This is a genomic window from Mesorhizobium sp. M1A.T.Ca.IN.004.03.1.1 (genome assembly GCF_003997555.1).
In the GTDB taxonomy this organism is placed as follows: Bacteria; Pseudomonadota; Alphaproteobacteria; order Rhizobiales; family Rhizobiaceae; genus Mesorhizobium.
Window position 1 is genome coordinate 1 of record NZ_RZTV01000053.1, and the last position, 494, is coordinate 494.

1 protein-coding gene is annotated in these 494 nt (G+C 65.2%); it reads right to left on the reverse strand.

All coding sequences use genetic code 11. The features are described from left to right. On the reverse strand, window positions 1–494 hold a 494-nt coding region (locus EOD29_RS30640; protein WP_164763881.1), incomplete at both ends, for a DDE-type integrase/transposase/recombinase.

Sequence of the window (494 nt, forward strand, 5' to 3'; positions counted from 1 at the left end):
GTCTCGTTGAGCAGTTCATCGCGCAGTCGGCCGTTGAAGCTCTCGATGAAGCCATTCTGCATCGGCTTGCCGGGCGCAATGTAATGCCATTCGACGCGGTTCTGATCCGCCCAGGCGAGGATGGCGTTGGAGGTGAACTCGCTGCCATTGTCGCTGACGATCATCCGCGGCCGGCCGCGCTCGGTGATGAGCCGGTCCAGTTCGCGGGCAACTCGCATGCCCGAGAGAGACGTATCAACGATGAGTGCCAGGCACTCTCTCGTGCAGTCGTCGACGACGGCCAGGATGCGGAAGCGGCGCCCGTCGGTGAGCTGGTCCGATACGAAGTCGAGCGACCAGCGCTCGTCGGGCCTCAGCGGCACCAGCATCGGCGCCCTGGTCCCGATCGCCCGCTTGCGGCCGCCACGTCGGCGAACGGCGAGCTTCTCCTCCCGATAGAGCCGGAACAGCTTCTTGTGGTTCACGACCAGGCCCTCCCGCCTCAGCATCACGAG